The sequence below is a fragment of the Thermococcus sp. genome, from assembly GCF_026991495.1.
Classification (GTDB): domain Archaea; phylum Methanobacteriota_B; class Thermococci; order Thermococcales; family Thermococcaceae; genus Thermococcus.
In genome coordinates this window covers 1-18,844 of the sequence record NZ_JALXBJ010000044.1, presented here as the reverse complement: position 1 = coordinate 18,844, position 18,844 = coordinate 1, and the positions used below count along the sequence as shown (strand labels likewise).

The 18,844-nt window shown below is 53.9% G+C and carries 17 protein-coding genes; 5 read left to right on the top strand and 12 right to left on the bottom strand.

Annotation, left to right across the window (positions count from 1 at the left end; all coding sequences use genetic code 11):
• The 3 genes from MVB78_RS05770 to MVB78_RS05760 form a co-directional block, all read right to left on the bottom strand.
• Window positions 1–307, bottom strand: a 307-nt coding sequence (locus MVB78_RS05770) for an AAA family ATPase (protein WP_297489110.1), incomplete at its 3' end; no start/stop codon positions are given.
• Window positions 297–716, bottom strand: a complete 420-nt coding sequence (locus MVB78_RS05765) for a hypothetical protein (protein WP_297489107.1) — start codon at window positions 714–716, stop codon at window positions 297–299. The genes MVB78_RS05765 and MVB78_RS05770, both read right to left, overlap by 11 nt.
• On the bottom strand, window positions 709–1,593 hold the full coding sequence (locus tag MVB78_RS05760) for a DUF4129 domain-containing protein (RefSeq protein ID WP_297489118.1): 885 nt from the start codon (window positions 1,591–1,593) through the stop codon (window positions 709–711). The genes MVB78_RS05765 and MVB78_RS05760 overlap by 8 nt, the downstream gene beginning before the upstream one ends.
• 67 nt (window positions 1,594–1,660) lie before the next feature.
• Here MVB78_RS05760 and MVB78_RS05755 point away from each other — a divergent pair, with 67 nt between their 5' ends.
• Both MVB78_RS05755 and MVB78_RS05750 read left to right on the top strand, forming a co-directional pair.
• A complete protein-coding gene (locus MVB78_RS05755; RefSeq protein ID WP_297489116.1) occupies window positions 1,661–2,155 on the top strand; it encodes a DUF2118 domain-containing protein in 495 nt (164 codons plus the stop codon).
• Window positions 2,156–2,228: 73 nt separating this feature from the next.
• Window positions 2,229–2,696 carry a peptidylprolyl isomerase gene (locus tag MVB78_RS05750; protein ID WP_297489113.1) on the top strand — a complete coding sequence of 156 codons (468 nt, stop codon included), beginning with the start codon at window positions 2,229–2,231 and terminating at the stop codon, window positions 2,694–2,696.
• Between the two features lie 5 nt (window positions 2,697–2,701).
• On the opposite strand, the gene MVB78_RS05745 is transcribed toward MVB78_RS05750, so the two are convergent.
• The 5 genes from MVB78_RS05745 to MVB78_RS05725 are packed head-to-tail and all read right to left on the bottom strand — an operon-like array spanning window position 2,702 to window position 10,761.
• Window positions 2,702–3,616 carry a type II secretion system F family protein gene (locus tag MVB78_RS05745; protein ID WP_297489104.1) on the bottom strand — a complete coding sequence of 305 codons (915 nt, stop codon included), beginning with the start codon at window positions 3,614–3,616 and terminating at the stop codon, window positions 2,702–2,704.
• 5 nt (window positions 3,617–3,621) lie between these two features.
• Entirely contained in the window at window positions 3,622–4,698 is a 1,077-nt protein-coding gene (locus MVB78_RS05740; RefSeq protein WP_297489101.1) for a type II secretion system F family protein, read from the bottom strand.
• Window positions 4,699–4,710: 12 nt separating this feature from the next.
• Complete coding sequence (locus tag MVB78_RS05735; RefSeq protein ID WP_297489098.1) at window positions 4,711–8,277, bottom strand: ATPase, T2SS/T4P/T4SS family; 3,567 nt, start codon at window positions 8,275–8,277, stop codon at window positions 4,711–4,713.
• 5 nt (window positions 8,278–8,282) lie between these two features.
• Entirely contained in the window at window positions 8,283–9,305 is a 1,023-nt protein-coding gene (locus MVB78_RS05730) for a hypothetical protein (RefSeq protein ID WP_297489096.1), read from the bottom strand.
• A gap of 13 nt (window positions 9,306–9,318) precedes the next feature.
• On the bottom strand, window positions 9,319–10,761 hold the full coding sequence (locus MVB78_RS05725) for a DUF515 domain-containing protein (RefSeq protein ID WP_297489093.1): 1,443 nt from the start codon (window positions 10,759–10,761) through the stop codon (window positions 9,319–9,321).
• A 185-nt stretch (window positions 10,762–10,946) separates the two neighbouring features.
• Between MVB78_RS05725 and MVB78_RS05720 the strand changes: the two genes are divergently transcribed.
• Together MVB78_RS05720 and MVB78_RS05715 are read left to right on the top strand one after the other, a co-directional pair.
• Window positions 10,947–11,288: a TIGR04076 family protein gene (locus tag MVB78_RS05720; protein ID WP_297489090.1), complete on the top strand. Its 342-nt coding sequence runs from the start codon at window positions 10,947–10,949 to the stop codon at window positions 11,286–11,288.
• Complete coding sequence (locus MVB78_RS05715; protein ID WP_297489087.1) at window positions 11,236–12,309, top strand: GTPase; 1,074 nt, start codon at window positions 11,236–11,238, stop codon at window positions 12,307–12,309. The genes MVB78_RS05720 and MVB78_RS05715 overlap by 53 nt, the downstream gene beginning before the upstream one ends.
• Here MVB78_RS05715 and MVB78_RS05710 read toward each other — a convergent pair.
• The 3 genes from MVB78_RS05710 to MVB78_RS05700 are packed head-to-tail and all read right to left on the bottom strand — an operon-like array spanning window position 12,306 to window position 16,101.
• Window positions 12,306–14,249 (bottom strand): FtsX-like permease family protein, encoded by a 1,944-nt coding sequence (locus MVB78_RS05710; protein WP_297489084.1) that lies wholly within the window; start codon window positions 14,247–14,249, stop codon window positions 12,306–12,308. The two genes, MVB78_RS05715 and MVB78_RS05710, sit on opposite strands and share 4 nt — an antisense overlap.
• Window positions 14,218–14,898 (bottom strand): ABC transporter ATP-binding protein, encoded by a 681-nt coding sequence (locus MVB78_RS05705; protein WP_297489081.1) that lies wholly within the window; start codon window positions 14,896–14,898, stop codon window positions 14,218–14,220. Before MVB78_RS05705 ends, MVB78_RS05710 begins: the two co-directional genes overlap by 32 nt.
• A gap of 39 nt (window positions 14,899–14,937) precedes the next feature.
• Window positions 14,938–16,101, bottom strand: a complete 1,164-nt coding sequence (locus MVB78_RS05700) for an isoprenylcysteine carboxylmethyltransferase family protein (RefSeq protein ID WP_297489078.1) — start codon at window positions 16,099–16,101, stop codon at window positions 14,938–14,940.
• A gap of 72 nt (window positions 16,102–16,173) precedes the next feature.
• Here MVB78_RS05700 and trm14 point away from each other — a divergent pair, with 72 nt between their 5' ends.
• Window positions 16,174–17,271, top strand: a complete 1,098-nt coding sequence (gene trm14 / locus MVB78_RS05695) for a tRNA (guanine(6)-N2)-methyltransferase (protein WP_297489075.1) — start codon at window positions 16,174–16,176, stop codon at window positions 17,269–17,271.
• 4 nt (window positions 17,272–17,275) lie between these two features.
• On the opposite strand, the gene MVB78_RS05690 is transcribed toward trm14, so the two are convergent.
• Window positions 17,276–18,643, bottom strand: a complete 1,368-nt coding sequence (locus tag MVB78_RS05690) for an ATP-binding protein (RefSeq protein ID WP_297489072.1) — start codon at window positions 18,641–18,643, stop codon at window positions 17,276–17,278.
• Window positions 18,644–18,844 lie beyond the last annotated feature (201 nt).

Here is an 18,844-nt window from a genome sequence, read left to right as displayed (position 1 = left end):
TCGTGAACACCGGTCCCCTCCTGAACTCAAACTCAAGGGTTTTCTGGTTGAAGACGCTCACCCCGAGGATGTCGCTCGGGAGAAGGTCGGGCGTGAACTGCACCCTCCTGAAGTCAAGTCCGAGGGCCCCGGCAAAGCTCTTGGCCATGAGGGTCTTTGCCAGTCCGGGCAGGTCTTCTATGAGAACGTGTCCGTCAGCTAAGATCGTGGTCAGTATCATCTTCAGGACGCCTTCCTTGCCTACTATCGCCTTTCCAACCTCTTCGAGGACGAGGTTCGCCTTCTCGTGGACTTCCTCAATCTTCATTCAGTTCACCCTCTAAGATTTTTAGGGCCTTTTCAAGCCCTTCGTATGGATTGCGGGATGAGTAAAATGCCTTTAAAGCCGGAGGGGGGTTGGAGCGGAGGTCTTGGTAGCTCCTCCCCGTCATCAGGTAGTGGATCTCAAGCAGTTCGCCCTCTATGAGGTTTTTCGCGCCCCCCTTCCTCGCCCTTTTCACCATGGTCAAAGCCCTTTCGAACTCCGGCCTCCGCTGAGGTACGTACTCGTAGTGCCTTGAAACGTAGCTGAGCCTGACGTCTGAGCCAACGAGCAGGGCGCCGAGGAAGATGGCCAGGGAAACCACAGCTATCCACCTGACGTAGTACTCCCCTGGGATCACCGCGAGAATTATCAGGAGCGCCACCACCGCGGCCCTTCCTCGCCCTTCAGGCATTCCCGATAACCTCATGGGCCTTCCCCCTCAGTCCGTTGTAGATTGCGAGGGCCTTCTCCGCGTCCGCCCACTCAACCCTCTCCGGGGCGTACTTCGCCTTCTCGAAGAGTTTCGTGAGCTCAACGAAGGCCTCGTGCATGTACCTGACGTGTTCTGCGTGCTCCCAGTGGGTCCAGCTCTCCCTGTAGGGTATCCCGAGCCCCTCAAGCCACAGCACGGCGTTCTTGTATATCCCCACCACCGCTTCCCTCGGGTTTGAGAAGACGTCGAGGCCGACCTCGTCGAGCTTTCTGTCGAACTCCATAGCCTTCTCCACCTTCCTCCTCCTCTCGCGCTCCATTCGCCCCAGCCTGTAGTAGTAGAAGCCGAGGTACAGAAAGGCACCGAGGATCGGAAGGAGGAAGATCAGGTAGAGGTGCGTGAAGACCGCGGCCTTTGAGGTTCTGAGCGGGGCCGTCCCGTTTGTCGTTAGCAGTGGGTTTAGTTGAGCGGGGGTGCAGTTGATGACCGTCCCGTTTACCCTCAGGCAGGCTGTCCTGTTGGTCGCGTTCACAGGGTTAATGCTCGTCTCGCTTATCACCTTGAAGAGGAGCATCATGACCAGGCTCGTCAGGATCACCGCGATTATATAAGCCTTGAGGCTCTTCCCGGGAGGGGCCCCGTAGCGTCCCGACCCGAAGGCATCGTGGAAGTAGAGGTATAGGACTATCAGGAGTATTACCCCCGAGACGACCCCCGCGAGCATTATTACGGTCATCAGCGTTGCGGGCTGGGCGTTTCTCCTGTGCGGGGTGGAGAAGGAGTGGCTGTTCATCAGGAGGGCGAGCAGGAGAAGGATAAGGGTCAGGAGGAGCGTGAGCCTGAATTTAGGGGACATGATTCCCACGGAACCTGGTGAGAAAAGGCATATAAAAGATTTGCGGGTGTTAATCTGGGTGGGAAAGATGGCCGGGATCCCGAGGCTGTACGTTGAGACCGAGAAGGGGAACTGCATAAGGAATGGAAGGGCAACCTCTGAGTGCGTTGTTATAGAAGGCAACGTCGAGGTCTGGCTTAAGAAGGGTGAGGCACTCCCGGGTTTCATCGGTGAGCGGGCTAAGTTCCTCATCAAGGAGGTGTACGACCGCTTCCACATCTACGTTGACCAGCTGAGCGGCGAGGTAAGGGCCGACGCCGTAATAGTCCTCCCGGACGGCAGGACAAGAATATACCTGAAGAGGGGGGACCGGCTGATCCTGCTCCCCGTTGAGGGCTTCACGAAGACGCTCATAGCGGACGTAGGGAACAGGGTTAGGAGGGGTGACGCCTTCGCCGCGGTCACGACGAGAAAGGGCGAGGTTCACTACCTCAGGCCTCCGAGGGCGGGAACCGTTGTGTTCATAGACGAGATGAGCAACAGGCCCCACTACATCTACTACCTGCTTCCCGAAGAGGAGTGAGTCCGCGGTATAGACCAAAAGTGTTATAAGAGCCCCGGGTTAGCTTGTTTCAACGGTTTTGGAGTTGAAGAAGATGAAAGTGGAGAAAGGGGATACCGTTGTTTTCAACTACGTTGGAAGGTTTGAGGACGGCGAGGTTTTCGACACCAGCTATGAGGACGTCGCTAAGTCAGCCGGCGTCTACGTCGAGGAGAGGGACTACGGCCCGATCGAGGCGAGGGTCGGAGAGGGCGAGATAATACCGGGCCTTGAGGAGGCCCTTATAGGGATGGAGAAGGGGGAGAAAAAAGTTGTGAGCGTTCCCCCCGAGAAGGGGTACGGAATGCCGAAGGATGAGCTCAAGATCCCGGTTCCACCCGAGCAGTTCAGCTCCGCGGGCCTCGAACCGGTGGAGGGAATGTACGTTATGACCGACGCCGGAATGGCCAAGATAGTGGGCGTCAGCGAGAAGGCGGTTATACTCGACTTCAATCACCCCCTGGCCGGAAGGACTGTCACCTTCGAGGTCGAGGTAGTGGACGTGAAAAAAAGGTCGGAGTAAGCACGTCAGAAGCTTATGTTGAAGACCATCATTGCCTTGAAGACCGCCACACCCATAGCGATCAGCAGGGCTCCGTATTTGAATCCGGCCGAGAACTTGCCCTCCCTTATCACGCCTATCCCAAGGCCCGAGACAATGGCCTGAAGGGCAACGAATCCGAGCAGGATGTTGAGCACCGTGGGGATCTGGGTCTTCGCGGGCCCCTGGATCATCTCACCCATGAGCTTTCCAACTATGCCTATTATCGCCGGGCCGACGAAGCCGCTCGTGATTATGAAGAACATAGTCTGCATTCCGGTTGACGCCTTCCTCTCCTTCCTTATCCTGAGAATCTCCCTGACGTCGTTGGCCACGTAGATCAGGACGTCGCTCATCGGCGCACCCCTTTCGAGGGCCTCTATGATTATCATGAGGGAGCGGTATATCACGGGCGACTTCTTGTTCCTCAGCGCCATGACCCTCAGCGCCTCCACCGTCGAGCGGCCCTTCATTATCTCGTTCACTGCCCTCTTGAACTCCTCCGTGAGGGCCCCGAACTTGGCCGTCGTCAAGTCTTCCATCGCCTCCGAGAACGAGATCCCGGCTCTCAGAGAGCTCGCCAGGTAGAAGAAAGCATCGGGGAGGTTTGATTCCATATCCTCTATCCTCTTCATTATCCTCCAGTATGGGTACACAAGTGCGAGCAGTGGAAGGGTCACTAAGAAGGTCAGAATGGCGTAGCTCAGCGGGAAGAAGAGGAGCACCAAGGCCGAGAATATGACCGAGAGGAGCAGTGTTATCAGGAGGTACTCAACGGCCAAAAACTCTATCCCGGCCGAGTATATCAGGAGCTCGTACCTCTTGAGCCATTTGGCCGGTATAAGCCTCTCCAGGGCCCTTATTGCTAAAGGTGTCAGGGTGCTTCCTCCCTCCTTGGCCATCTCACTCACCTCGGTTCACTGCGTTTTATCATCATGACTATGAGCAGGGATAGGAAGGGGAATGCGAAGAGCAGCAGCACGGCGAGCGCCGATGGCGCTATGGCCAGCTTTCCACCTCCGCCCCGGGCGCTGAAGGCCGAAGCCGCTAAGATCGCCACTATAAACATCGCGGGCATGACGATGGTCATGAACATGTAGACGAAGGCTATACCGTTCACCTTCTGCACGTACTCGACGAGCTTCATCCTGTAGTCGAAGGCGAAGTCCTCGGCCATCTTGTAGAGTATGTCGGCGAGGTTTCCCCCGAACTTTATCGCCCTGAGTATCTGCTTTACGACCCTGCTGACGTTTTCTGAGCCCATCTTCTCCTCGAACTTCTCAAGGGCCTCCTCGAAGGACGCCCCGCCGCGCATGTCCCTGACTATGAGGTCGAACTCCTCAGAGATAGCCCCGTAGTCCGCCTTTGAAACCGACACTAAGGCCTCTGCTATACCCACGCCGGCGCTGAGGAGAGAGGCTATGTGGCGCAGAACGTAGGGGAGGGCCTTCTCGACCTCGGCCACCCGCCTTTTCCAAACCATCTTGGGGTAGTTCCTCATGTACAGGAAGCCGCCTATGAAGCCGAGGAGGGAGAGCATTGAGGTCGTGAATATGTCCATCTCCAGAAGGAGGGCGAAGAGGAAGGTAAAGATGCCCACCAGGAGGGAGGTGGCCAGCATCAGCGCAACGTACCGCTCCTTGGACATCCTTATGTTTGCCCTGTAGAGGTCGTAGTCTAAACCTTTGATTGACTTGGTCATCGATGTTATCGGGCCCTTAAAATGGGAGAGGAGTGCGTCTGCAAGCCTTTCACCGAAGGAGGCCTTTATCTCCTTTTTCCTCCACTCTATGAGCTCCTCTATCTCCTTCTCCCTCTCCCCCTCCTTGCTCACCTCGGCCTCCTTCTGCATCTCCTTGAGGGCCCGGAGTCTCTCCTGTATGCTCCTTCCCCTCGGTATCCTCCTCGTTGGAACCTCCGTGACCTCAATGGTTCTTGAGCCAAGCCTTTCAAGCAGCTGCAGGAACGACTCGAAAACCCCCACGGTGTTCCCCCCTCAGATCACGTTCCTTATCTGCTCCCGTATCTCTGGAGAGGCCCCTTTCCCTATCTTTTCGAGCAGACTGTCCTCGTCCACGTAGAACATCTTTATGTAGTGGCCGACCTCCTCGATGCTCCGTATTCCCCTCTCTATCATCCACTCGAGGACTATCTTCCTCTTCTCCCTCTCCACCTCAAGCTCGCTCACGCTCATTCCCGTGTGCCTTGAGAGCTCGTTGATGACCCTGCTCGGAACGTCAGTGGACGTCAGCTCGTCCTTGGCGGGATCGTACTTGTAGAGCTTGTTCAGCTGTATGCTCTCCCCCTCTATACCCGAGACCTCCGCTATCTCAGTAACGCGCCTTACGGTACCCTTCTTCCTGCTGTTGAAGCGAACCTGCATGAGGATTATATCGAGTGCTGGGATCATGATCCTCGGGACGTTCATCGGCGGACTCTCAAGCCTCACTATTGTCTCGCGGGCGCTGTTGGAGTGGATTGTGCCCATACAGTTTGAGACCAGTATTCCGTTGGCCACGTAGTTGTGGTCGTCCTCAACGGTTAGGTCGTAGAGGTACTCTATTCCAAGTTCTTCAGGTGAGACTTCCTCAACGCTCACAACCTCATCCCAGTAAACGTCGCCCTCCGCTATGAGCTGGAGGCGCTTCGCCATTACCCACGCGTCTTCGTCACCAATGTCTCTGGCTATCCTCTGAAACGCCAGGGCAATTCCCTTCAAAGCGGAGCGCCTTATCTCACTTACCCTGCCCTTCTCAACGTGCCTTATGAGACTCTCTGAGACCTTCTCTCCAGCGTAGTGGGATGCCAGCTTTGAAAGTTCCGCAACGCTGAGACCGAGCCTGAGGCGGAGGGGCTTTATCATTTCGCTTGAGACTGGAACGCGGTATGTTCTTCTACCCCGATAGGCTTTCTTCTCGGTAAGAATCTCCTCGAGCTTCGCCCTCTTCCTTGAATGGCGGAGCGGAATAAGCGAGCGGAACTTCCTGAGGTCTTCGACACCGCTTATAGTGACGCGGAATATGTAACCCTCCTTGAAGCCCTTGTTTTTGATCCTTGTGACGGTGCTTATTATGCCGAGCCTCTGGAGGGCGTACCAGACCTTTCTCGCTGCGTTCTCGCTCTTTGTCGTCAGGACTATTGAAGGCCCGCTTGGATCGACGTAGCCGTCGGCATCGAAGAGTCCAGCCAGGAAGTGGCGCACAAGCTCATCGTTCGAGAGTATCAAGTGGGGAACATCCCAGTTGCCCTTTTTCCCATTGGGTATCCCAAAGGCCCTCACAAGGAACTCCGCGAAAATCTTGGAGCCGTAGGTTACCACTGTACTCGTCCCGTTGCCTCTGATGGATGGCCTGCTCTCGGGCAGGAACTCGGAGATTGAATCGACGAAAGCCTTCATATACTCCCCGTCATCAAAAGTCGCCGAGAGGTAGTACCCGTTCGATGAGATATAACCATCGCCAAGTAATACACCAACCGCGTAGGCGAGCTTTTCGTCCACTTCCCTGACGAGCCTGACCAGATTGGAATTAACTGAGAGCAGGAACTGTGCCTTTTCAGGTGGTAACCCATCGTTCGGAACCTTTACCATGCCTTTTCCGTTTGGAACGAGGTAATAGTCACTTATTCCGGCGTAGACCTCTGGAGTTATCATTGCCCTCCTCTGCGGTGGCTTTGGTGGATTAAGCATCACAGCCACCCTGTCACCCGGCTTTAGCTTTTTCGCCTCCTTCCTAACAATATCACCGTCCGAGAAGACGAAAAACGGGTGGGTCTTGGTGAGTATTACCTCGTTTCCGGTTCTCGTCCTTATCCTGAGGAGCCTCTCCCCAACCCTAACCTTCCTACGCCATACTCTTGAGACGATGTGCTTTCCGGCTTTTAGATTGGTTCCGACGCTCACCACTTCAAAGCGGTCTTCCTCATCCAGTTCCACGTACTCCAAGTCTTTGTACGTCTTTACACTGTCCGAGTACTTTTCGAAGAGCTTCTCGATTAAATTGCCGATGAGCTCGAAGCGTCCATCGGAGAGCTGAATGACCGAGAAATCGTAAAGGGCCCCATTATGGCCCGTGTTCATGGCTGTGAACATCGTTCTCGCTTCCGGTCCGCGAACCTCGCCGACGATGATCCTGTCCGGGCGCATACGGAGGGTGTTCCTCACGAGGTCGTCCATCGTAACTTCTCCCTTCCCCTCAAGGTTCGGGGGCCTCGTCTCAAGTCTCACCCAGTGCTCAACGGGAAGCTGGAGCTCGGCGGTGTCCTCGATGCTTATGACGCGCTCGCTCGGGGGTATGAACATAGCTAAGGCGTTCAGGGTTGTGGTTTTGCCGGAGCCGGTTCCCCCGGCCACGAGTATGTTGGCGGGCTTCACGCCGAGCCCGTCCACGAGTATCCACAGGAACGATGCAACGTCCGTGTTCATCGTCCCGTACTTTATGAGGTCTATTATCGTGAGGGGATCCTTTTTGAACTTACGTATCGTTATCGTCGGCCCGTCGAGGCTTATCGGAGGTATCGTGGCGTTGACACGGCTTCCATCGGGAAGGCGTGCGTCCAAGAGGGGGCTCTGCTGGTCTATCCTTCTCCCGACCTCCCTCGCTATCCTCTCTATGATGTTCAGTATCTCCCTCTCCTCGGGGAAAGTTATGTTCGTCTTGCACATGTAGAATCTTCTGTGCCATACGTAAACCGGCTTTCCAGTACCTATGACCATTATCTCCTCGAGGTTGTCGTCCCTGACGAGGGGATCGAGGAGGCCGTAGCCGAGCATGTTCTGGACTATGAGCTCCGCGAGAACCTCTATCCTCCCCTCCGAGAAGTTTGGGGCTGCCTCCTTCAGCATCCTCCGGACTTCCCTCAGGAATATCTTCCTCCTCTCCTCGTAGCTTGGTATCATTGTCGGGTCTATCTGTATCTCAGTGATCGCCCTCTCCCTGACCTGCCTGATCAGGGCTTCCTCCTCCTTTGAAAGCTTGGGAAGGCGTATCTCGTATATCGGGACGGGCTCCCCTTTGACCTTCAGTATCCTGACGTTGCCGTAGGCATCGAGAACCTTTGCCCTTCCAGCGTAGCTGAGCTCCTCTGGTTTGGTCTCCCCTATTATGGCCTGGAGGCCGAGGCCACCGCTCGGCTTTGGGAGCGGGAGGGGCTGCCTCTTTGGAGCTACGGCAGTTCCTCCACCTGCAGCTCCTCTGCCCCCGAGTATCTGACCGAGCAGGTCAACCCCTGATCCTATCTCTGCCCCTTTTGTCCCCACTTTCCTTTCCTGGGGTTTCTCTGGTGGCTTCGCTTTTTCCGCGCTTTTCACGACGGTTCCCTTTACGGTCTCCTTCAGGGGCGGCTTTGAGGCCTTTTTAACTGGGGCGGTCTTCTTCCCCACCTTCTCGCCCTTCTCCTCGGTTCCCCTTCCGAGGATCTCCTCAAGCGGGTTGCCTCCCTGGGACAGGAAGGGGAGGGGCTTCTCCTCCTTCTCTTTAAACACCTCTCCGAGGGGGTTGCTCTTTCCCCCGAGTATCTCATCAATCCAGGATCCGGAGATCTTCTTTTTCTTCTCCTCTACCACAAATCTCACCCAGTGAGGTTATCCCACCACACATCGTATTCTATGGTCAGTGAGTTTACGCCCTTCCCCATGTAGACGACCCATATCGGGAAGTCGAGGGGTTTGGCGCTTACGTTGGGCTTCTTGGGGCTTGGGACGCTTCCTCCCGAGAGAAGCCTGTCCGTGAGCTTGAAGAGGTTGTTCTCGGGTTTCTTCACGCTCTCGTGCGTCTTTTTCATGCTGAAGCCCCGGTAGCCCAGTATGAAGTTCAGGTAGTCGCTGTACATCATTGAGTAGGGAGGGGTGTAGTTGCCCTCTGCGGCCCCCTGGAAGAGGAGCGGCTCGCTCAGGGCGAAGAACAGCGGAAACTCGCGGTTTACAGTTGAGTTGTCATCGGTGCTGTCCGGGACGTCTCTTATTAGCATCTCCACCCTTCCCCTGTATTTAAGCATTTTTATGTAGCCGTCGAGTGAGGGGAGGAGCTGGTTGAAGTTTATCACCATGGGGTAGTCCAGGAGCTGGGGATAGATAACGCCGCAGGTTGGCGATGAGAGGTCGTTGCTCTCCCCTACCTCTCCGCTGACGAGGGTTCCGTTCTCATACCTCAGCAGGATGAGTCCGACGTTGGTTCCGCAGGGATCGGAGTAGTCCTGAAGGGGCAGGGCGTAGTTATGGACACGCGTTATTGAGAACTCCACTTTGACGGTCTCGTAGGGGTATACCCAGAAGCCAACGCGGTAGTTCAGGGTGTTCTTCGAGAGGTCTGGGGGGAGTATGTGGGCAAAACCCCCGGAAGTCGTGTTGGAGTAGACCATCGTCTCGCTGTTTCCCATCCTGTACACCTTGAAGTCGTAGAGCGGGTTGACCACTATGAACTTCGGATAGGGGGCGAGGTTGAGTAGGGTGACGTTTACATCGAGCGTCAGCGTCGCGGAGAGGCCTATGTTGTTGTAGGTGCCGCCTGGGAGAGTGTAATCCTCGGCTACAGCGGGGAGGGACAAGGACAACAATGAAAGAACTGCGATGAAAGCTATTACTTCCCTTCTCACCCTCAACACCCCTTCAGCTCTCTCCCACGACCTCTCCGATGTAGATGGAATCCATGTGGCTCAGGACGTCCGGGACGTATACCGAGGGCACCTCCACTATAACGAGGAATGGAACGCCGTTTGGAACGTTCTGGAGCTGAAGCTTCTCCTCAAGGGCCAGCAGGTTGTCCCCGTAGTTCTGGAGCTGTTTGATCGTGTCGGCTGAGCCGGCTATCTTCCCCGAGGATATGGCCCTCATTATCTCCCCCAAGTTGACGGAGTAATAGCTGGTCGCCGATGAGGACTCTGAATACGAGCTGCTTGAGCTCTCGGAGCTGCTTGAGCTCCCTCCCTGGTTCACCGAAGTCTGACCGGCGCTTGCGGAGCTCTGCTGGTTGCTGGATTCCTGGGAGTTCGATGTGGAGCTGCTCGATGAGCTGCTGCCCTGCTGTTCATTGAGGTTTATTATACCTGCGTCTGAGGGCAGCAGGACCATGTCAACATGCCCCATATCTGCTATTTTCATATAATTCTTAGTGCCGTTCTTTGCGAAGATCATAACTGTGGAGTTGGGCTCTATGAAGCCTCCAACAACGCGCTCCCTCGTTAGGAGAACCGCTATCTTCACGAACTTCACAGGTTCAACCGTGTACATCATCAGCGTTGTGTAGTTCGGTATCCCGGATATGTAGGCCTTCGCATCCTCCTTGGGGTATATGGTCTTCCTTCCGTTGAATTCGAGGACGACGTACTTGCCTTTGACCGAATCGATCTTGTAGGAGTAGTAGTCCCTCCACAGCTGGGTGAGGTACGGGACGGCGTTGATGGCCTTTACCTCCGAAACGCTCGTCGCGTTTTCAACGTCCTGGATGAGCGAGTTCTTAACCTCAAGCACATGGTTCTTGAGCTGATCAGGGAGCGGCTGGGCGAGGAGTGACTGGAACAGCAGGTTTATCTCGGCCTTCTTATTGGCCTTCGCCTCGTTCAGCATCTTCTGCTCTTCCTCAGCCTTCTTCTTTGCGAGCTCCTGCTGGTATCTCGTCAGAACCTTCTTGTAGGCTGATACAACGTCTATCCTCTGGACTTCTTCCTTCGAACGGGCCGCGTTTATCCTGCTGTACAGCTCCTGATAGGTTGCCTTTCCGTAGCTCGTGTTCATTATCGGGCCCTTGAAGTAGGAGTTGAGCTCATGGATCTTCTGGAGTTTGGCGTTCCTGAGCTCTTCCTTTGCCCTGTTTGAGTACCAGACGTAAACACCGAGGGAAGCCACGAGGATTACGAGAATTAACACCGATGCCCCTATGATTATCCTCTTCTTCCTCTCCCTCTCCCTTATGCTTCCCAACCTTCTTGTCCTGCGCGGCGGTCTCGCCTTTGGGGCGGGCCCCGGAACTGGAGCGGATGGGGTTTCGGGCTCGGCGGTTGCCTTGCCCAGTTCTCTAAGCCTTCTAATCTTGGCTTCGATATCCTCGGCCACCGTGAACACCACCATAACCGTTATTGTAATGCTTTTTTCAATCGGATTCTGTTAGGGGATTTATCTTTATTTAGATTTCGGTAACTGGGTTGCTCCCTGCACCCCTCCGGGTGGCGATGGGTTTTGGGCTGGCCGCTCCCCGGCACTTGGATAACCTTTTGAGGTGAAAACTGGAATTAGTACCCATGGAGAGGCTTGAGATTAAGGTGGTGGAGATAAGGGGGAGATGCCCCGTTTTCAAGCCCGGCGACAGGATAATCATTGAGGGGCCGAGGGTGAAGCTTGACGAGACCGACGCAATATGCACCCATGCATTTGCATCGCTGTTGCCTTATATCGTCGCCCTCCGAAAGGGTATTAAACCGAGCGAACTCGGGCTTGGTAGGGGGGAGAAAGCATACCTCCAGTGCCTTGACCCGGGCCCTCCCTACACCGACGGCGGTACCGTAATCTTCGAGGTAACGGTGGTTAGGGATGAAGCAGAGGAAAGCGTGGCGAGTGGTGAGGGAGGTAATAGACGAGGCTGACCTTATCGTTGAGGTAGTGGACGCAAGAGATCCAATAGGAACCAGAAACAGAAAGCTCGAAAAGCTCGTCATGGAAGAAGGAAAGCCACTCTTAATAGTCATGAACAAGGCCGATTTAGTGCCGAGGGAGTGGACAGAGGAGTACAAGAGGAGGAACGAGATTCCCGTTGTCTTCATAAGCGCGAGGGAAAGAAAGGGAACCGGAATCCTCAGGAGGGAAATCAAAAAGCTCGCGAAGCCCCTCTTAGAAGAAAAAGAGAAGGTAAAGGTGGCCCTCATAGGCTACCCCAACGTGGGCAAGAGCACGATAATCAACACCCTGAAGGGAAAGAGGGCCGTTGGAACCGCCCCAATACCCGGCTACACAAAGGGAAAACAACTAATAAGGCTGAGCAAGAAGATATGGCTCCTTGACAGCCCGGGAGTCGTCCCAATTGACGACTTCGACGAGCTGGTTATAAAGGGCGGCTTTCCGGCCGACAAGATCGAAGAGCCGGTTAAACCGGCCCTGAAGCTCATCTCTCGCATTCTTGAAACGAGAAGGGAAGCGATAACCGAAAAGTTCGGCATAAAAGAGTTCGAGAGCGAGGAGGAGATACTGAGAAAGATCGGTGAAAGGAGGGGACTGATAAAGTCGGGCGGAGAGGTAGATTTGGAGGAGACGGCGAGATGGTTTCTCAGGGAATGGCAGACAGGTCGCTTCACGCTCTTCGCAAGCGAGGAGGAAAAGAAAAGGGACTTCGTCTGGGACTTTGGGGAAATTCTGGATGGTGTTGAGAGGGAACTTCTCCTCGACCCGAGGAGAATACTCTGGCGTTACGGCGAAGAGCTGAGGGAGAAGCTTGACGGCCAGAAGAGGGCAGGCATCAGGGAAATCGAAGGGGTAACGGTCGGCATAGCAACTGGTTTTAAAAAGTGCGACTCCGCCTTGAAGTTCCTGGAGGGGCTTACGGGGAAGCACGTTTTGGCGGGCGAGTGCTTTGGGAAGAAGTGGAAGGGAGTGATAGCGATAATGGACTAACTCCTCAGCGCTTTAATGACGTCGAGGCGGTTGAGAACCCTGTTCGTTATTACGACCAAGAAGACAGCGTAGAGGACGTAAAAGCCAGCTAAGGGTGGAAGAACCTTTACGATATCACTGGGGCCGAGCTTGGCCGGAACGACCATGTCGCCGATGCACTCTCCGAGTTTCAGGCTTATGGGAAGCGCGAGCAGTGAAGCGGTGACGAGCGATGGAACGGCCTTTCTGAGTAACCCTCTCCAGACATGGGGATTAGGAACCCCTATGGCTTTGAGCGTTGCGTAGACCTTCTCGTTGCCCTCAATCTCAAGGTAAACCAACGTGAAGAGCGCAAAGAGGCTGATGAGAAATATCACAACCATAACGCTGTAAACAGCTGTTTTGAAGAGCTTTAGATTGTTCTCGATCTGTCTCTTGAGGTCTTCCACCGTAATCGCTTTGAGTCCCTGAGCTGTCAGCCTCTCCTTCCACTCCTCAGGATTACTAACCTTCAGAAAGACCTCCCCATCTGGCACAAAGGAAACCTTCGGTAGGAAAATAGCCCTGCCATCGTAGAAGTTCATGTAGCTTATTCCCGCGACCCTGTACGTTCTCACCTCCCCGAGGAGTCTGACCCTGATGGTGTCCCCAACCTTAAGGCCAAGCTTTTTGGCAACGCCGAACTCGATAACTGCTTCGTCGGGCTTTTTGAACCATCTACCCGCTATAAGCGTTTTCTCGAAACTGCTCGTGTAGTTGAGGAAGTAAATCTCGGTCGTTATTCCATTCACTTCCTGCCCGGAAAGGTAACCGGCTTTTTCGCCGGGCAATCCGGTGATTTTCGAGGGACTGCCCCAGGCCCACAGGTTGAAGGGGTAGTTAAAGCTGAGGTAGTTCTCGATTCCCCTGATTCCGAAGTAGGCCGAGGAAGACGCGAGGAAAACCATAAAGAAGACGAGGAAAAACTTCAGGGATGAGCTTTTCTTCGGAGTGAAGCGCAGGGCCTCGATTGGCTTGAGGTGAGAGACGTAGACGTAAGGTAAAGAGAGAATCAGAGTTATTATGAGAACTATAATGACATCCCACCCCAGCGGATAGGCGTAGTTAGGTCTCAGGGGCATGAAATGTGAATTCATGTAGGCGTAGCCGAGCCAGATGCCAATGGGAATCCCAACTAAATAGGCCAGAAGTGCAATGAACAGGTAGTCTCCGATGAATAGAAACGACACGAAGGAATGGGGCAGTCCAAGGGCTTTCAGGATCCCGACTTCCCTCGTGCTTCCCCTCACATGAGTTAAGGATATTAAGACGATAATGAGCAGTGAAGCCCCGAGAAGCAGGTAGAAGAAGCTCATGGCGAAGTTCTCGACGCTCCTCATCGTGTCCATATAGGGAGCTTGACCTTTCCTGTAAACTGTAAAGTAAACAACCTTGGTGTGCTTCATCAGGAAGTTTGAGAGGGCTTCCGTATCATTGCAGCGCATGAAAACGTAGAGGGAGCTTCCCTTCTCCCTCGTCAGGACTACCGGCTCTCCCATGAGGTAGTAGTATGAGCCAAGAACAGCGTAGGTTTCCCTGTTGACCTCTATCCTGTCCCCTCTCTCGACCTCGGGGAATGATAGAACGAAAACTCCTTTGGGAGAGCTCTCAACTTTTGGAACTTTAAACCTGCCGTAGCCGATGAGGGCCTCGTATTCCTTCCCGTTAAACTCGACCTTGCCCTCGTTGAAGTAAAGGTAGTTGACGACCTCGCCAAAGCGAGTGAGGTTCTCAACGTTCACGCCTTGAACAATGAACTCGACGTTTCCAATCTTGGTAAAGTCCCTGACAGCCTTGGTGACGCTCCCAACACCGGCTAGAGTGAAGTTGGCCCCGAGGCTCACAAAGAGGAACGTTATGAAAACGATGACAACCACTTTCTTCTCGCGTCTAAGCTTTCTGAGGGTTGTTTTTAACCTCATGGATCTCACCGTCCCTGAGGGTTATCACGACGTCCGCAAAGCGGAAGAAATCCTTCTCGTGAGTCGCCGCTATAACCGTAACCCCCTCCTCGCGGTTCACCTTCCTCAGAAGCTCCCAGATTCTAATTTTGTTCTCCCAGTCGAGGTTTGCCGTGGGTTCGTCCGCGAAGAGGTATTTTGGCTTGTTCGCCAATGCCCGCGCGATGGCAATCCTCTGCATCTCCCCACCGCTCATGTGCTCGGGAAGTTTATTGGCTAAGTGCTCCGCGTTGACGAGGTTCAAAAGCTCCCTTGCCCTCTCCTCGGGGTTCTCAACTTTCTTTGAGTACTTCATCGGGAGCAGAACGTTCTCAAGGCCGGTGAGATAGGGCACGAGGTAGAAGAACTGGAAAACGATTCCAAAGTTTTCGAGGCGGTAACGCCTCAGCTCCTTCTCCTTCAGCGAATGAATCCTGATGCCGTCAACGAGAACCTCGCCAGAGGTGGGCCTGTCAACTCCGCTCAGGATGTTGAGGAGCGTCGTCTTACCGCTTCCCGAGGCGCCAGCAATAACGTAGAACCTCCCGTCCTCGAAGGTCAGGTTTATCCCCTTAAGGGCCATCACGTTGCCGAACTCGTAGTGCCTAGTGAGGTTGCGAACCTCGATCATACGTTATCACCTTACAAGCCGGAGTTAGATGAACTGAATTTAAAGTTTGCCCTGAGTCCGTGCGATTTTCAGGAAAACGAACGCCGAGAGCAGAGAAAGGCCAACCCTAACCAGCCCGGCGATCCTAAAGGCATCCCACCCGTAGGCAATCCCGAAGGCCCACCAGGGGTCCCATTCCGCTATGAGAAGATAAGCCAAGACGATCCCAGCAACGTTTCTCGTCTTCATGTAAACGAATGGGTAAAGGAGAACGAACAGGATGAGGTCGCCGAGTGGGGGCATCTTCCCCGCGTTGAAGTAGTAGCTGTCGTAAACGAAGAGAAAGAGCGGCGGAACAATCAGCCATAGCCTTCCGCACGGAGCTAAAACCTCAATTGGGAAGGCAACGAAAACGGAGAAGGTGTAAATGGCGAAGAGCAGGTAGGCGAGGAATATCAAGGCAACGGATGTTTGAACATGAAAGCCGTGAAAGCTCCCCGCTTGAAGCTGGAGGAGCGGGCTAGGAAGAGAGAGGGCCGATGCAAGTAAGAAACTCCTCCAGATTTCGCCCCTTCTTAAGCCGAATTCAGCCCTTATTCCCAGGGATTTTGAGATAAAAAGAACGAAGCCAAGGGTCAGGATGAGAAGAACGCCGGCGCGGATTAAGAACTCAACCGTGTAGCTGTTAACGAAAAGCGCCTTGAGGCCGTAGAGAGTAAAATAGCCGAAGAGGAAAATCAGGAACACCAGAAGAATTCTACCGGGACAGGACTCAGCCCTTGGCAGGAACCTGCCTCTGGTTTCCATGAACTCCATGTATTCCCTGCCCCAGTATTCTAAGAGCTCCCTCTCCTCAATCTCGGCGAGCTTTTCCCAGAGGGGAACCATGAGGAGCGAGGCAATCATCCCGGGAACGCTGGCAAAGAAGAGGGCAATTCCGAAGCCGAGGAACAGGAAGGCCGAATAAAACGGATGCCTCACAAAGCGGTAGGGGCCGTCCTTGAGGAGCTTTTCGAAGTGCTCAGGTCTGTCGTGCTTTTTGGGGAAGAGTGAGTGGACGTAGACAGCTATCCCTCCGGAGACGAGCATGATCACCAGACCCGCGATGCTCATGAGTTTCCCTGCCGTCCCCGTTATGGCGGGATAATGGACTAACGCAGAGATAACCGGAATTGTCGCGAAGACCAAGAAGACAAACCTCCTGAAGCGCCAGGAGCCCTCCATAGGGAAAAGTCCCCTTCAGAATATTTAAGGCTTAGCCCAAAGCCTTTTAAAATGGGCTGAAAAGCGCCAATCATGAGGCTTTTGCTGACGACCTCTCAAGGAATCGAAGACCTGGCCAGTGTCGAAGTTCGCTCATTGCTGGACAAAATTGGAGTTCCGTTTCGAGTGGAGGAGAAGCCGCTCGGCGTTGAGGGTCGCGTTTTAGCCGAGGTCGGCGAGGCCTTCTACACCGACGAGAAGGGCAGGAAGAGGGAGCTTAGCGTTGCCACTTATCTGAACGAAAAATCAAGGCTCCTCCACAGGGTCATAGTCGAGATAGCGAGCGGGAGCTTTGAAGGAATAAGTGATGAAGAGCCAGAGAGAGCGTTAGGCAGAATTGAAAACTTCGTTGCTTCCCTTCCAGTGGAGCGCTTCGTGAAGGTGAGCGAAAGTTTCGCCGTCAGGAGCTTTAGGAAAGGGGAGCACAAGATAACGAGCGTTGACATCGCCAAGACTGTTGGGAAGGCGATATTCGACCTCCTCTCCCGCTTCGGAAAGCCGAAGGTCAACCTCGACCATCCCTCTGTAATCTTCCGCGCGGAACTTATTGGTGAGACCTTTTTCCTCGGGATTGACACGACCGGCGATTCATCCCTGCACAAGAGGCCCTGGCGCGTCTACGACCATCCGGCTCACCTTAAAGCGAGCATAGCGAACGCCCTTATAGAGCTTGCAAAACCTGACGGAGGTTCCTTCATTGACCCGTTCTGTGGTTCCGGGACGATTCCAATCGAGCTTGCCCTGAAGGGCTACTCTGGAAGGATAGCCTGCCTTGAGAGGTACCGGAAACATCTCCGCGGGGCGGAGATGAACGCCTTAAGTGCCGGCGTTTATGACAAAATCGAGTTCATTCTTGGAGACGCAACGAGGCTGAGCGAGCACGTTGATAGAGTTGATTTCGCCGTGAGCAATTTACCCTACGGTCTCAAAATAGGGAGGAAGAGCATGATACCGAAGCTTTACATGGACTTCTTCAGCGAACTTGCCAAAGTTCTTGAGAAACGCGGCGTCTTCATAACGACGGAGAAGAGGGCGATAGAGAGGGCGATAGAGGAAAACGGCTTCGAGATCAGGCACCACCGCCTAATCGGCCACGGCGGGCTGATGGTTCATACGTACGTGATAGAATAAGGCGCTAAGGCATCAACGCGCCAAAGTCGCTTAAATCCCACGCAAAAAAACCGTTTTCCCTGAGTCCGCCTTTATCTTCGACTTTCCTCGCCACTATTCCATAGCCCTTCTCCCAGCCTTCCAGCCCAACGAGCTCCGCTTTTCTCTCCAGCTCCCTTAGGATTCCCCTCGCTTGCCTCTCGCTCAGGTCTTTCCACTTCACTTCCACAAAAAGGGCCCTCTTTTCCCTCTCGTTCAAGGTAAGAAGGTCAATCTCCTCGTTCTTACGCCACCACCTTCCAATTCTGGTGAAGTGGAAGGGCAGTCTTCCAGCTTTGTTGAGTTTAGCCAAGAACTGCCTCGCAACGTCTTCGAATATCCCTCCGAGATAGGCGTTGTACTCTTCCAGGAACCCCTCCCAGAAGTCGAGGTTTTCAAGCTCCACCTCTTCCCTGTACCTCTCCACGAAGCGGAAGTAAAAGCGGATGTAGTTGTCGGCTATCTTATAGCGCGTGTTCTTTGTCTTCGGAGGGGCTGTTATTGGTTTTTCCCTCCTTAAAAAGCCCAGCCTCTCAAGGACTTCGACGTATTTGAAGAGGTTCGAGCGGGGTATCCCCGTGAAGGTGCTTATCTCGTTGAAGCGCGTCCTTCCCTCTGCAACGGCCTTCAGGATGAGCTTATAAACCCTTGGCTTCCTGAGCTCGCTTGAAAGGAGGAAATCTCCCTCCGCATAGAGGAAGCCATGTTTGCTGAACGCGAGCCTCTTCACGTCCTCAAAGCTGTTGAATAGGATTAGATAGGCAGGAATTCCGCCCGTTACACCGTATATCCTCACGGCTTCATCTACATTGACTCCAAGAAGCTTCCATGAGTTAAGGAAATCTAGGGGTTCGAGCCTTATCTGGCCGTTCCTCCTGCCGTAAAGAGGGCTCTTCTGGCTCAGGACGTGCTCCTCCATCATGCCAACGCTCGAACCGACGAGAATCAGGTGAAGCTTGGAGGGCCTTACAACCTCGTCGACTATGTACTGGAACTCGCTGAGAATCCTCTTGTCCGACTGAATGAGATATGGGAACTCGTCAATCACCACGACGACCTTTCCCCTCTCGCTCAGGTACCTGAAAACGTTCGCAAAGCTCGAAAACGACTCCGGGGTGAGGTACGGGCTGGGAAATTTTTCAAGAACAACGCCAGTAAACTCCCGCAGATTGTCGAGATAAGTGCTGTTTCTGGCGAGGTAGTATACTGAGGACTTGTCCTTGATGAACTCCTTCACTAAGCGGGTCTTCCCAACCCTTCTCCTCCCGTATATTGGGAGGAAGGAATTTTCCCCCTTCCAGAGCTTCTCCATGAAGGAGAGCTCCCTTTCCCTGTCAACGAAAGTTATTGGCATAGTATAATACCCGATCAATAACTATTTAAGGCTTTCCTCTCCTTTGATACCCTGAATTCAAAAACTTTTTTAAGTTGTATTTCATGTATTTATCGGTGGTATCATGAGGAAGCTCACAATGGTCGTTTTAATCCTCGGGTTGATGGCTTTTATCGGCTTGGGCGTGAACTACCTCGTGAACCACTACGGCAACATCAACTA

What these genes read in the sequence shown, in the direction of transcription:
- MVB78_RS05690 (WP_297489072.1), bottom strand. Translation starts at nt 18,643, where the DNA reads ATGCCAATAACTTTCGTTGACAGGGAAAGGGAGCTCTCCTTCATGGAG.
- MVB78_RS05710 (WP_297489084.1), bottom strand. Translation starts at nt 14,249, where the DNA reads ATGAGGTTAAAAACAACCCTCAGAAAGCTTAGACGCGAGAAGAAAGTG.
- MVB78_RS05760 (WP_297489118.1), bottom strand. Translation starts at nt 1,593, where the DNA reads ATGTCCCCTAAATTCAGGCTCACGCTCCTCCTGACCCTTATCCTTCTC.
- MVB78_RS05765 (WP_297489107.1), bottom strand. Translation starts at nt 716, where the DNA reads ATGCCTGAAGGGCGAGGAAGGGCCGCGGTGGTGGCGCTCCTGATAATT.
- MVB78_RS05705 (WP_297489081.1), bottom strand. Translation starts at nt 14,898, where the DNA reads ATGATCGAGGTTCGCAACCTCACTAGGCACTACGAGTTCGGCAACGTG.
- MVB78_RS05750 (WP_297489113.1), top strand. Translation starts at nt 2,229, where the DNA reads ATGAAAGTGGAGAAAGGGGATACCGTTGTTTTCAACTACGTTGGAAGG.
- MVB78_RS05720 (WP_297489090.1), top strand. Translation starts at nt 10,947, where the DNA reads ATGGAGAGGCTTGAGATTAAGGTGGTGGAGATAAGGGGGAGATGCCCC.
- MVB78_RS05700 (WP_297489078.1), bottom strand. Translation starts at nt 16,101, where the DNA reads ATGGAGGGCTCCTGGCGCTTCAGGAGGTTTGTCTTCTTGGTCTTCGCG.
- MVB78_RS05715 (WP_297489087.1), top strand. Translation starts at nt 11,236, where the DNA reads ATGAAGCAGAGGAAAGCGTGGCGAGTGGTGAGGGAGGTAATAGACGAG.
- MVB78_RS05745 (WP_297489104.1), bottom strand. Translation starts at nt 3,616, where the DNA reads ATGGCCAAGGAGGGAGGAAGCACCCTGACACCTTTAGCAATAAGGGCC.
- trm14 (WP_297489075.1), top strand. Translation starts at nt 16,174, where the DNA reads ATGAGGCTTTTGCTGACGACCTCTCAAGGAATCGAAGACCTGGCCAGT.
- MVB78_RS05755 (WP_297489116.1), top strand. Translation starts at nt 1,661, where the DNA reads ATGGCCGGGATCCCGAGGCTGTACGTTGAGACCGAGAAGGGGAACTGC.